The organism is Nocardia sp. IBHARD005 (assembly GCF_052814245.1).
The window spans coordinates 843099-855434 of the sequence record NZ_CP199935.1 but is presented as its reverse complement, the minus strand read 5'-3'; the positions used below and the strand labels follow the sequence as shown (position 1 = coordinate 855434).

Below are 12336 nucleotides of genomic sequence, written 5' to 3'. Positions count from 1 at the left end.
TTACCTCCTCCTTAGCGCTTCTTGCCGGTCTTACGACGGCGAACGATGAGCTTGTCACTCGGGCGGTTGGGCTTGCGGGTGCGGCCCTCAGGCTGACCCCACGGGGAGACCGGGTGGCGACCACCGGAGGTCTTACCCTCACCACCACCGTGCGGGTGGTCGACCGGGTTCATGACGACACCACGGACGGTAGGCCGACGGCCCTTCCAGCGCATACGGCCGGCCTTGCCCCAGTTGATGTTCGACTGCTCGGCGTTACCCACCTCGCCGACCGATGCGCGGCAGCGCACGTCGACACGGCGGATTTCACCCGAAGGCATACGAAGGGTCGCGTACGGCCCTTCCTTGCCCAGCAGCTGAATGCTCATTCCAGCGGAACGAGCCAACTTGGCGCCGCCGCCCGGACGCAGCTCCACGTTGTGAATCGTGGTACCGGTCGGGATGTTGCGCAGCGGCAGGTTGTTACCCGGCTTGATGTCGGCCGTGGGGCCGGACTCGATCGGGCTGCCCTGCTTGATGCCCTTCGGCGCGATGATGTAGCGCTTCTCGCCGTCGGCAAAGTGCAGCAGTGCGATGTTGGCGGTGCGGTTGGGGTCGTACTCGATGTGAGCGACCTTGGCCGGGATGCCGTCCTTGTCCAGTCGACGGAAGTCGATGACGCGGTAGGCACGCTTGTGACCGCCACCGCGGTGACGCGTGGTGATGCGACCGTGCGCGTTACGACCACCGGACTTGGTGAGCGGGCGCAGCAGCGACTTCTCCGGCGTCGACCGGGTGATCTCGGCGAAGTCCGAGACGCTCGAGCCACGACGGCCCGGCGTTGTCGGCTTGTACTTACGGATTGCCATGAGTTCTTCTCGCTTTCTGGAGTCCCAGGCGCTTACGCGACCGGTCCTCCGAAGATCTCGATGGGCTTGCTATCGGCCGAGAGGGTCACGAGTGCGCGCTTGGTGTCCTTGCGCTTTCCGTAACCGAATTTGGTCCGCTTGCGCTTGCCCTGACGGTTGGCGGTATTGACGCTGGTGACCGTGACGCCGAAAACCTTCTCAACGGCGATCTTGATCTGCGTCTTGTTCGAGTCCGGGTGCACCAGGAAGGTGTAGGTGCCTTCCTCGATCAGCCCGTAGGACTTCTCCGAGATGACCGGTGCGAGCAGGATGTCGCGGGGGTCGGCGATGGTGGTCACTTGCTCTCCTCCTGGGCCGCCTCGGCGGGACCGTGAACGAACGCGTTCAGGGCCTCGACGCTGAACACCACGTCGTCACTGTTGAGGACGTCGTAGGTGTTGAGCTGATCCGGGGCGATCGGCAGCACGTTCTCCAGGTTCGCCACGCTCTTCCACGCGGCGACGTCCTCGCGGCCGACGACGACCAGGAACTTCTTGCGGCCCGAGAGCTCGGCCAGGAAGTTCTTGGCAATCTTGGTCGACGGGTTCTGACCCGAGACCAGTTCGGTGATCACGTGGATGCGCTCGTTGCGGGCCCGGTCGGAGAGGGCACCGCGCAGGGCGGCTGCCTTCATCTTCTTGGGGGTCCGCTGGCTGTAGTCACGCGGCTGCGGGCCGTGGACGACGCCACCGCCGGCGAACTGCGGCGCACGGGTCGAGCCCTGACGGGCGCGGCCGGTGCCCTTCTGCCGGTACGGCTTCTTGCCACCACCACGGACCTCGCCACGAGTCTTCGTGGAGTGGGTGCCCTGGCGAGCGGCGGCCAGCTGAGCGATAACGACCTGGTGCATCAGCGCGACGTTGGCGGTCACGTCGAAGATCTCCGAGGGGAGTTCGACGGTGCCTTCGGTCTTGCCGCCTGCGGCCTTAACGGTCAGCGTCAGGTTGGCCTTCTTGTCGAGGCTGGTCATGCGTGCGCACCACCCTTCACGGCGCTCTTGACGATCACGATGTTGCCCTTGCGGCCGGGGATAGCACCCTTGACCAGGAGCAAACCGTTCTCGGCATCGACCTTGTGAACCGAGAGGTTCTGCGTGGTGACGCGGTCGTTACCCATACGGCCCGACATGCGCATGCCCTTGAACACGCGGCCGGGAGTGGCACAGCCACCGATGGAACCCGGGCGACGGTGCACAGCCTGCGCACCGTGCGAGGCGCCCTGGCCCTTGAAGCCGTGACGCTTCATGGTGCCGGCGAAGCCCTTGCCCTTGCTGATTCCGGTCACGTCGACGTAGGTGCCCTCTTCGAAGACATCAGCCGAGAGTTCCTGGCCGATCTCGAAGGTGGAGGCATCCGCGACGCGGATCTCGGTGACGTGGCGGCGCGGGGTGACACCGGCCTTGGCGAACTGGCCGGAAGTCGGCTTGTTCACCTTGCGCGGGTCGATGGCGCCGAAAGCGATCTGCACGGCCGAATAGCCGTCGCGCTCCACGGTACGAATCTGGGTGACCACGTTCGGGCCCGCCTTGATGACGGTGACCGGGACGACGCGGTTCTTCTCGTCGAAGACCTGGGTCATGCCGAGCTTGGTGCCCAGGATGCCGGCTGCGGGCCGGTTCTTGTTGTCAGTCATTGTGTCTCGAGTCCCCGTCACTGAATGTTGACGTCGACGCTGGCCGGCAGGTCGATGCGCATCAGCGCGTCAACCGTCTTCGGCGTCGGGTCGAGGATGTCGATGAGGCGTTTGTGCGTGCGCATCTCGAAGTGTTCGCGCGAGTCCTTGTACTTGTGCGGCGAACGGATGACGCAGTAGATGTTCTTCTCGGTCGGCAACGGCACAGGCCCGACCACGCGGGCGCCGGTGCGGGTCACCGTTTCCACGATCTTGCGCGCTGACGCGTCGATCGCCTCGTGGTCATAGGCCTTGAGCCTGATGCGGATCTTTTGTCCCGCCACGCTAAGTGTCCTTTTCTCCGCTTTCCTTCGTGGTCACAGGAGCTGGCTCCCGCACCACCCTCAATTTGCACAGCCCGAACACAGAAAGACGCCTCAGCGTGGTTTCCCACTAAAGACCCGCAACCAGGGCGCACCAAAAGGCACTACCTAGTCCTCGCCGCTGTTCATCTGTCATGGTTCTCCGGCCCACGCGGTCGGGCGTGTCGCCCTAACGCTTATTCTCCGACCCAGGTCAGTTGCTCACCATCGGCCGGAAGTGCGTGGTACCGAACGTATCCACACCGGCTGACCGGCGAGATACAAACTACTGCTCCCCCCACCCAGGCCATCCGCTCCGAAGAGTGGGGATCCTGCGCAAGGCAACCCGAACAGTATGCACCATGCCGACGACGTCCTTCAAATCGGGGGTCATGAGGTATCGATCACGCCACCAAAGGGGCTACTACCTGGACCGCACCGCCGGCTGGGCTGTACCGAGCAATGGTAGCTGGCTCGTCGCCATACCTGGTCACCGGAGGGTTCCCCGCTACCTTACTTCTGAGTAAGATAGCGGACATGACACAGGAAACCGCGACCTACCGCGGCTGGAAGAAGCTGCCCGACAACCGCATCGGACACGCGCTGTTCTCGCTCGGCATGGTCGCCAGGGTCCCCTACTTCGGCACCGTGCTCCCCCAGGTGATTCGCCTCGAACCCGGCGTCTGCGAGGTGACCTCCCCGAAGTGGTTCGGCATCCACAACCACCTCGGCACCTTCCACGCGATCGCGGCCTGCAACCTCGCCGAGGTGGCGATGGGCATGCTCAGCGAGGCCACCGTTCCCACCACCCACCGCTGGATCCCCAAGTCGATGAACGTCCAGTACCTGGCCAAGGCGGAATCGGGCCTGCGCGCGGTCGCGAAACTCGACGAGATCCCGGACTTCACCGCGATCACCAAGGGCATGGAACTGACCGTCCCCGTCTCGATCTACGACAAGGACGGCATCGAGGTCGTCCACGCCGACATCACCACCTGGGTCTCGCCGCGCTGATTCCGGCCGGGGTAAACCGTTGCGTCGGTACGGTTCCCGAGCAGCCGGTGTTCGACGAGCGCGTGCACCCGGTCGGCTTGCGCGGGCTGCCCGCCCGCGGTGGAGTCGCCGCGCGGGCACCTGAGTGACTACCGGATCACAGGGTGCTTGCGCGGCGCGGACGCTGCCGATTGAATGCGGACGTGAGCGTTGCGCGGGAATTCGATATCTGTGTGGTCGGCCTTGGACCGGCTGGGCGGGGGCTGGCGCATCGGGCCGCGGTGGCCGGGTTGCGGGTCGCGGCGGTGGATCCTCGTCCGGAGCGACTGTTTCCCCCAACCTTTTCCTGCTGGGTGGACGAGCTCCCGGAGTGGTTGCCCGCGAGTGCGATCGCGCAGCGGATCGCGGCGCCGACGGTGTGGACCAAGGGTGAGCATCGGATCGAGCGGCCCTATTGCGTGTTGTCGAAAGCCGGGTTGCACGCGGCGCTGGCACTCGATGACGCGACCGTTTTCGCGGATCGGGCGCGGCGGGTGGATGCGCACCAGGTGGAGCTCGCGGACGGGACGGTGATCGCCGCGGGGGCGGTATTCGATACGCGGGGGCTGCCGACGTTGGGCAGGCGCAGGGCCGCTTCGGCGCACGGGATCTTCGTGGATGCGCAGACGGCGGCGCCGATGGTCGCCGAAGGCGAAGGGCTGCTGCTGGATTGGCGGCCGGAGAACGGGGCCGGTCCTGATGAGCCGCCGTCGTTCCTCTACGCGGTGCCGCTCGGGGACGGGACGGTGATCTTCGAGGAAACGAGCCTCGGGTTACGTGGCGGGATGCCGCAGCACGAGCTACGCAAGCGCACCTTGACAAGGCTCGCGGCCCACGGCATCCAGCTCACCGGCGACGAACCGCACGAAGCCGCCCACTATCCCCTGGATCAGCCGCCCCCGAAGCAGGGCACTGCGGTCGCGGTGCCCTTCGGCTCACGCGGCGGGATGATGCACCCGTGCACCGGCTACAGCGTGGCCGACTCACTCGCGCTGGCCGACACCGCCGTTGCCGCGGTGCAGCGCGGCGAGAACCCGATCGAGGCCTTGTGGCCGTGGCGGGCCAGGGCCGTGTACTGGATGCGCATGCGTGGCCTGTGGGGTCTCGGCCGGCTCACCACCGACCAGTCCATCGCCATGTTCGACGCCTTCTTCACCGAATCCGAACGCGGCCAGCGCGCGCTGCTCTCGGCCCACGACGACTACACCGCGCTCGGCGCCGCCCTGTTCAACACCGTCGCCCACACCTGGCCGTTCCGCTGGCGCTACGACCTCGTCGGCTGGACCAACCGCGACCGCTGGCTCGACTACCCCTTCGACCGCGCCACAGCACTCGACGAGGAACCGGCGTAATCGTGCAATCGGCCGCCAATTAATCAGAAAACTGATTCTCGGAAGCTCGATTGCACGATTACGCCAGTCTTTTACGAGGACTCGGCTGCCTTCTTGTAGCCGACGATCGCCGGATAGGCGAAGACCGCGATCATCCCCACCGTCCACGCGACGGTCTTGAGCAGTGGTTCAGCGACCGGCCCACCGTAGGACAGCCCCTTCATCGCATCGATCGCACAGCTCATCGGCTGATTCGCGACCACATCCTGCAGCCAGGTCGGGTAGGCGAAGACCGGAACGAAGCCGGTGTTGAAGAACATCAGCAGCGTGTTGAGGATGCCGATGAGGCTGATCAGCATCACGCCCTCGGTGATCGTGGCCAGTGCGGTCACCATCACCGCGAACCCGATGCCGAACAGCACCGGAACCAGGACCAGCGCGATATTGGCGAACGGGTCCTCCATGAACAGGAACCCCAGCGGGACCGCGACTCCCAGCACGATCAGCGTGGTGATCAGGATGCGCAGCATCTCGGCCAGCAGCCGACCGGTGAGCAACGAGGCCTTGTTCAGCGGCATCGTATAGAACCGGCTGAGCAGCCCCGATGCCTTCTCCCGCTTGAATCCGAGCGCACTCACCACCGCGCCGGTCATGGCCGCGACCAGGGTCAGCAGCGCGGCCTGGCCGTAGATGCTGGGGGCACCGGTGGCCGCGGTGATCGAGTCACCGAGCACGATGCGGAACATCAGCAGGGTCACCGCCGGGTAGGCGATGGTCTGGATGGTTGTCGACGGGTCACGCAACCACACCATCAACAGCCGTTTGGTCTGGATGAGGCTGTGGGTGAACCACACCGACAGCGCACCCTCCGGCTTGGTATGCACCACCGGCAGGTCGGCCGCGGCCTCCTCGACCGACGCCTTCTCGATTGTTGTCATGATCGCCTCACACTCGCCCACACCGCCAGTGGGAGGAAGAAAACAGCCAGTCCGCCGAGCCACGCCAGCGATACCCACGTGCCTGCCCAGCTCAGCTGGCCTGCGGCCATATCGCTGAGCGTCTGGGCGAACTGGGAGATCGGCTGGTTGCGCGCGAACGGCCGCACCCAAGACGGGAAGCTGGCCTCTGGCACGAACCCGGTCGACATCATGCCGAAGATCAGAATCGGCAGGGTGAGGGCCTGGCTGAGTGCCTCGGGGTTCTTGGTCAGGCTGCCGAGCGCGTCGGCGCCGAGCGTGAGCACCACGCCGACGGTCAGCGCGAAGCCGCAGAACGCGAGCGCCTGCAACCAGCCGCCGGTGAACCGGAAGCCGATCACATAGCCGTAGCCCACCGTCGCGATCAGCGAGACGATCGACCGCACCAGACCCGCGCAGATGCGCGACAGCAGCGGAACCAGCGAACCGATCGGCATGGTCTGGAGTCGGGTACTCAACCCGGTGAGCGCTTCGAACGCCGCGAGCTGCGCGTTCGACATCATCGTCATGGCCATCGTCTGCAACACGACGATCGGCATCACGTACTGCGCGTAGTCGATGCCCTGGACCTTCATCACGTACCGCAAGGGCAGGTAGAAGGCGACGGTGACCACGAGCGGGGTGAGCACCGCGACGATCAGCTCGCCCTTGGTGGCCATGGTGTGCACGATGCGCCCGGTCAGCGCGCGCCACTGCGCGAAGCTGCTCGGGTGCACAGCGGGAAGCTCGGCGAACAACGTGTTCGCCGCGGGGGTGGAGACGCTCACTAGTGGCCGCCCGAATGACCGGTGATCGAGAGGAACACGTCGTCGAGCGAGGGCCTGCGCAGTGCGATGTCGGCCAGGTCGATGCCCGCGTTGTCGAGCCTGCGCAGCGCCTCGGCGAGGGTGGCGGCGCCATCGGGGGCGGGGATGGACACCTTGTCGGCGCCGTCGATATCGGCGGCGACGGCAGCCGGGACCAGATCACCGAGGGCCTGCACGGTCGCCGGGAGGCGGCTCGGGTCCAGCGGGACGATCTCGCAGTAGCTGCCGCCGGTCTTGGCCTTGAGCTGGTCGGCGGTGCCCTCCGCGATGACGGTGCCCTTGTCGATGACGATGATGTTGTCGCTGAGCACATCGGCCTCTTCGAGGTACTGCGTGGTGAGCAGCACCGTGATGCCCTGATTCTTGAGCGCGGTCACCAGATCCCACACGCCCTGACGGCTGCGCGGGTCGAGGCCGGTGGTCGGCTCGTCGAGGAACACCACTTCGGGCCGCACGACCAGCCCGCAGGCGATGTCGACGCGACGGCGCATGCCGCCGGAGTAGTTACGCACCGCCCGCTTACCCGCGCTGACCAGGTCGAATTCTTCGAGCAGCACCTCGGCGCGCTTGCGCGCGGCCGACTTGGTCAGGCCCATCAGGCGACCGAACAGCTCGAGGTTCTCCCGGCCGGTCAGGTTCTCGTCGAGCGCGGCGTACTGGCCGGTCATCATGATCGCGCGGCGCACGCCCGCGGCGTCGGTGAGCACATCGTGCCCGGCGACCACGGCGGTGCCGGAGTCGGGGCGCAGCAGCGTCGACAGGACCTTCACCATGGTGGTCTTGCCCGCACCGTTGGGTCCGAGGATGCCGAGCACACTGGCCTTCTCGGCCTGGAAACTGATGCCCTGCAGGGCGTGCACGTCACCGAACGACTTGCGCACGTCGGACACCAGCACCGCGGGTTCACTGTCGCGCGAGGCGACACCACCTGCGGGCGAATCCACTGAGTTCGAACTCGGCATCAACTCTCCACCATCGGCCGGGTGCGCACGGCCTGAACGAGACGAGCGCACGCGGAAAAATTCTTCCCGGTAAGTGATCCATACCGTTCGGCGCGATGTTACCGGTCCGGCGGTTTTCCCGGCCCGGTCTGCGTTGACGCGCCCGGTTTGCCGGACGTTCCTCGCCGGCCGCAGTGGTGTTGCTCACCTGGGCAGTGCAAGGGCAGTACGCCGACCTTGTCGGCCGGGCTGTGCGCCCATACGCTGACAGCGGGGAAACACTCGTCTCACCGGCCCGCGTGCGGGCATGTTCGATCTGGGGAGGTGACCATGGTCGAGTCGGCTTCTACCGCCGCCGCGCCTACCGGTCGATCCGATGTGCTGACAGCATTCGATCCGCGCACCGGTGAACAGCTCGCGCAGTATCCCGTGCAGGGCACAGCCGAGGTCACCCGTGCGGTGCGCACCGCACGCGCCACCCAGAACTGGTGGGGGGAAATGGATTTCGGTGACCGCAAGCGCCTGCTGCTCGACTGGCGACGCCAGATCGCCCGCAACGCAGGCGAATTGGTGGAGATTCTGCGCAGCGAGACCGGCAAACCGGAAGCCGACGCCACCCTGGAAGTGATGCTGGCGGTGGAGAATCTGGATTGGGCCGCCCGCAATGCCGAGCGCACCCTCGGCAGGCAACGCCTGTCCACCGGCTGGTTGACCCGCAATCAGCACGCCTCCGTCGGCTATCTGCCGCTGGGGGTGATCGGGGTGCTCGGCGCGTGGAACAACCCGGTGTTCACGCCGATGGGTTCGATCGCCTACGCCATGGCCGCCGGTAACGCGGTGGTGTTCAATCCGCACGAACTCAGCACCGGCGTCGGCACCTGGCTAGCCGACAGCTGGGCCGCGGTATCGCCCGAACAGCCTGTGCTGCAAGCGGTTACCGGAAATTCGCGGACCGCCACCGCCCTGTGCAAGGCCGGGGTGAACAAGATCGCCTACGCCGGGCCGCAGGCACGCGGACGCGAGGTGATCGCGCTGTGCGCCCAGACGCTGACGCCGGTGGTGGTGGAGAACAGCGGCAAGGGCAGCATGATCGTGCACGTCGACGCGATGCTCGACGCGGCCGCGGAGGCGGCGGTGTTCGGCGCGATGGCCAATGCCGGCCAGAACTCGTCGGGCATCCAGCGCTGTTATGTCGCCGATTCGGTGTTCGACGATTTCCTGGCCAAAGTGGCCGAGCGGGCGGCGAAGCTGCGTCCCGGCGCCGACAACCGCTCCTCCTACGGGCCGATGATCAATGCCACCCAGGTCGACGTGGTGCGCAAACAGGTCCGCGACGCGCTCGCCCGCGGCGGGCACGCGGTGCTCGGCGGGCTCGATTCGTTCCGCGACCCCTATGTGGAACCGATTGTGCTGGCCGAGGTTCCCGAGGACAGCATCGCGATCACCGGCGAAGGGATCGGCCCGGTCCTCGTGGTGAATCGGGTCGCCGATCTGGCCGACGCGGTCACCCGGGTCAACGCGGCGGGCAACGGCATCGCCGTCACCATCTTCACCCTCGATATCCCCAGCGCCGAGCTCATCGCCGAACAGATCGAAGTCGGTGTGGTGACGGTGAATTCGTCGACCGCGTTCACGGGCATCCCGGCGCTGCCGTTCGGCGGCGTCGGCGAATACGGCCAGGGGCACAGCCACGGTCAGCAGGGTCTGCGCGAATACAGCCGCACGATGTCGATCGCGCGCAGGCGCTATCGGGCGCCGATCCGGTTGTCCACCTTCGATCGTCGCCCAGGGCATTTACAGGCGGCGAAAGCGCTGTTCCGCTTACGCCACGGCCGCGGCTGACCCGCTAGTTCCCGTCCGCCGAGCCGCTGCCGAGCAGCACCGCGCCGGTGAGGGCGGCCAGGCGGGCCAGCTGTTCGGGACGCGAGTCGAAGCGCAGCAGCCGACCGACATCGATGATCTGGCCGACGGCGGCGTGCACGCGGAAGCGGGCTTCGATCTGATCGCCGTCGAGCAGGTTCGCCCATTCGAGGATGTTCTGCCGCTGGATGGCGCGCAGGCGGTGCTGCTCTGCCTGCGGGAGGTTGCTGAACTCCGCGTAGTAGACCGGCGCGATCTCGGGCGTCGCGAAGGTGAGGCGCGCGTGCTGGTCGGCGATGCGGCGGGCGGCGTCGGCGCGATTCTCGCTTTCGGCCAGCGCCTCGCCGATCGCGACCGCGAGCCGGTCGGCGGTGCGATGGAAGGCGGCGGCGAGCAGGTCGGCCTTGCTGTCGAAGTGGCGATACACGCTCGAGGCATTGATGCCAACAGCGGCGCCGATCTCCTCGATACCCGATTCGTGATACCCGTTGCGGCCGAAGATCCGGATCGCCTCAGTGAGCAGCTGTTCACGTTTCGACGTGACCGGCAGGCCACGGGACTGCTTGCCGGGCTCGGCCTCGGCGGGGGTCGGCGGCAGCTCGGCGCGCACGATCGCCCACGCCATCTCGAGCTGCACCGCGAGCATGCGCCCGTGCGAGAGGGTGGTGCGGTGCGCGGCGATACTGGCCAGCGAACTCAGCGCGCCGACCGCGAGCAGGATGACATCGTCGGCGCTCGCCTCCGGCCGCACCTCGGCGACCCGCGCGGCGACGTTCGCCTCGAGTTCGCGATAGAACGCGCGAATGCGCACCCGGTCCTCGCGCTCGAGGTAGCGGCGTTCCCAGCGGTAGAGCCCGGCCTCGCGGCGGATGTCGATATTGCGTTCGGCGACGGCGGTGAGCACTGCGTTGAGCCTGGCCGCTGGGCTCAGCGCCGGATCGTCGGCGGCGGCGGCGACATCGCGCAAACCCCGGGCACCCTCCTCGGCGGCGGCGACGAGCAGCGCGTATTTGTTGGCGAAGTGGCGGTACAGCGCGGGTCCGGAGATGCCGACCTCGGCGGCGATCTCGTCCACCCCGACCGGGTAGTAACCACGCGCGCTGAACGCACGGGCGGCGGCCCGCATGATCTGTATCTTGCGGTCCTTCGGCCTGCGGCGCACGACGCGGGCAGGTGCGATCGCCGGCTCGCGGGCCTGTTCGGCCTCACTGCGATCGGCGACCATGCACTCACTTTCCGTTGCGCGAACCGGATTGGACCAGTCAATCTAAGTTAACCACAATTCGCAAACGGCGAGGGCAGGTCGAGGAAATGGAAACGCCCCGGCAGCGACGTGCTCGCTACCGGGGCGGTTCGGGCGAAACCGGTGTCTAGAGGCCGAGCCCGCGCGCCAGCGTCGGCCACGACAGCTTCAGCTCGTCCTTCCAGTAGCCCCAAGAGTGGGTGCCGTTGGGGCGGAAGTTGAAGGTCGCCGGGATACCGAGCTCGTTGAGCTTGTTCGCCAGGTTGCGGGTGCAGTAGTTGGTGCCTGCCTCGATGACGCCACCGATGACGATCTGGTTGGCCAGGCCGAAGGCACCGGGCAGCGCGTACGGACCATCGAGAGTGTCGTACGGGCCGGGCAGGCCGTTGCCGGTGGAGATGTAGAGATCGACGCCCCGCAAACCTTCGGCATTCACGTAGGGGTCGTTCTTGACCCATTCCGCGGAGCCCTGCGGACCCCACATGTTCATGGTGTCGCCGCCGCCCCAGGTCTCGACCGTGAGCTTCACGAACTCCGAGCCGACCGGATCGGAGGTCTGCGCGCACCCGCTGTAGGCCGCGGCCGCCTTGTACAGGCCGGGCTTGGCGATCGGGAGTGCGAGCACGGTGGTGCCCGAGGTGGACAGGCCCGCGATCGCGTTCACGCCGTTGGTGCCGAGCGCGCCGTCGACCAGCGGGGGCAGTTCCTCGGTGAAGAAGGTCTTCCACTTGTTGCGCCCGACGACCGGGTCGTCGGCGATCCAGTCGGTGTAGTAGCTCCATGAGCCACCGATCGGCTGGATGACGTTGACGTTCTTGTCGCCGAGGAACTCGAGCGCATCGGTCTTGGCCACCCACGAGGCCGAATCCTCGCCGCCGCCCGCACCATTGAGCAGGTACAGGGTGGGGCGCGGGACCGAGGCGTCGGCGGGGCGCTGCACGTCGACGATGATGTTCTGGTCCATGGCCGCGGAGTAGACGTGCAGTCGCAGACTGCGCGAGTCCTTCACCTCGGCCTTGACGATCCTGGAGCCGTCGTCGGAGACGGGGTTGGCGAGCAGGCTCTTGGAATCGATGATCGGGTCAGCTGACGCCGGGCTCGTGCCGATACCGGACATCAGTCCCGCCGCCACTGCCGTTGCCGCGATCATCGCCGCGGCCCTGGAGCCACGACGCCGGGTTGGCCGACGCATCAATTTCGCACCTTCGCTTCGTCTCGAATTCCGACTCGGTCCGTGCTCCCAACAGGGCACGAAGTTGCAACACGCCAGACCCTACGGGTTATCC

The 12336-nt window shown here is 66.7% G+C and carries 13 protein-coding genes; 3 read left to right on the top strand and 10 right to left on the bottom strand.

The window, feature by feature from the left end:
* Positions 1-11: 11 nt before the first annotated feature.
* Genes rplB through rpsJ form a run of 5 tightly spaced genes read right to left on the bottom strand, consistent with a single transcriptional unit; the run spans position 12 to position 2842 of the window.
* The gene (rplB, locus tag ACTWPB_RS03860) at positions 12-848 is read right to left on the bottom strand and encodes a 50S ribosomal protein L2 (protein ID WP_378953642.1); all 837 of its coding nucleotides are present in this window, start codon (positions 846-848) and stop codon (positions 12-14) included.
* A gap of 32 nt (positions 849-880) precedes the next feature.
* The gene (gene rplW, locus ACTWPB_RS03855) at positions 881-1186 is read right to left on the bottom strand and encodes a 50S ribosomal protein L23 (RefSeq protein WP_194825858.1); all 306 of its coding nucleotides are present in this window, start codon (positions 1184-1186) and stop codon (positions 881-883) included.
* Complete coding sequence (gene rplD, locus ACTWPB_RS03850) at positions 1183-1857, bottom strand: 50S ribosomal protein L4 (RefSeq protein ID WP_378953637.1); 675 nt, start codon at positions 1855-1857, stop codon at positions 1183-1185. Before rplD ends, rplW begins: the two co-directional genes overlap by 4 nt.
* Entirely contained in the window at positions 1854-2519 is a 666-nt protein-coding gene (gene rplC / locus ACTWPB_RS03845) for a 50S ribosomal protein L3 (protein ID WP_378915814.1), read from the bottom strand. Before rplC ends, rplD begins: the two co-directional genes overlap by 4 nt.
* 17 nt (positions 2520-2536) lie before the next feature.
* A complete protein-coding gene (rpsJ, locus tag ACTWPB_RS03840) occupies positions 2537-2842 on the bottom strand; it encodes a 30S ribosomal protein S10 (protein ID WP_040804197.1) in 306 nt (101 codons plus the stop codon).
* Between the two features lie 555 nt (positions 2843-3397).
* Here rpsJ and ACTWPB_RS03835 point away from each other — a divergent pair.
* A complete protein-coding gene (locus ACTWPB_RS03835) occupies positions 3398-3874 on the top strand; it encodes a hotdog fold domain-containing protein (RefSeq protein WP_446224347.1) in 477 nt (158 codons plus the stop codon).
* Between the two features lie 182 nt (positions 3875-4056).
* Positions 4057-5244, top strand: a complete 1188-nt coding sequence (locus ACTWPB_RS03830) for a lycopene cyclase family protein (RefSeq protein ID WP_446224346.1) — start codon at positions 4057-4059, stop codon at positions 5242-5244.
* 71 nt (positions 5245-5315) lie between these two features.
* Here ACTWPB_RS03830 and ACTWPB_RS03825 read toward each other — a convergent pair whose 3' ends face one another.
* The 3 genes from ACTWPB_RS03825 to ACTWPB_RS03815 are packed head-to-tail and all read right to left on the bottom strand — an operon-like array spanning position 5316 to position 7968.
* Positions 5316-6161, bottom strand: a complete 846-nt coding sequence (locus tag ACTWPB_RS03825; protein ID WP_446224345.1) for an ABC transporter permease — start codon at positions 6159-6161, stop codon at positions 5316-5318.
* Complete coding sequence (locus ACTWPB_RS03820; RefSeq protein WP_446224344.1) at positions 6158-6967, bottom strand: ABC transporter permease; 810 nt, start codon at positions 6965-6967, stop codon at positions 6158-6160. Before ACTWPB_RS03820 ends, ACTWPB_RS03825 begins: the two co-directional genes overlap by 4 nt.
* Positions 6967-7968, bottom strand: coding sequence for an ATP-binding cassette domain-containing protein (locus ACTWPB_RS03815; RefSeq protein ID WP_446224343.1), 1002 nt, complete (start codon positions 7966-7968; stop codon positions 6967-6969). Before ACTWPB_RS03815 ends, ACTWPB_RS03820 begins: the two co-directional genes overlap by 1 nt.
* A 309-nt stretch (positions 7969-8277) precedes the next feature.
* Between ACTWPB_RS03815 and ACTWPB_RS03810 the strand changes: the two genes are divergently transcribed.
* Entirely contained in the window at positions 8278-9789 is a 1512-nt protein-coding gene (locus ACTWPB_RS03810; protein ID WP_446224342.1) for an aldehyde dehydrogenase family protein, read from the top strand.
* Between the two features lie 4 nt (positions 9790-9793).
* Here ACTWPB_RS03810 and ACTWPB_RS03805 read toward each other — a convergent pair whose 3' ends face one another.
* Together ACTWPB_RS03805 and ACTWPB_RS03800 are read right to left on the bottom strand one after the other, a co-directional pair.
* A complete protein-coding gene (locus ACTWPB_RS03805) occupies positions 9794-11032 on the bottom strand; it encodes a TetR/AcrR family transcriptional regulator (protein ID WP_446224341.1) in 1239 nt (412 codons plus the stop codon).
* Between the two features lie 145 nt (positions 11033-11177).
* A complete protein-coding gene (locus ACTWPB_RS03800) occupies positions 11178-12200 on the bottom strand; it encodes an alpha/beta hydrolase (protein WP_446226226.1) in 1023 nt (340 codons plus the stop codon).
* Positions 12201-12336 lie beyond the last annotated feature (136 nt).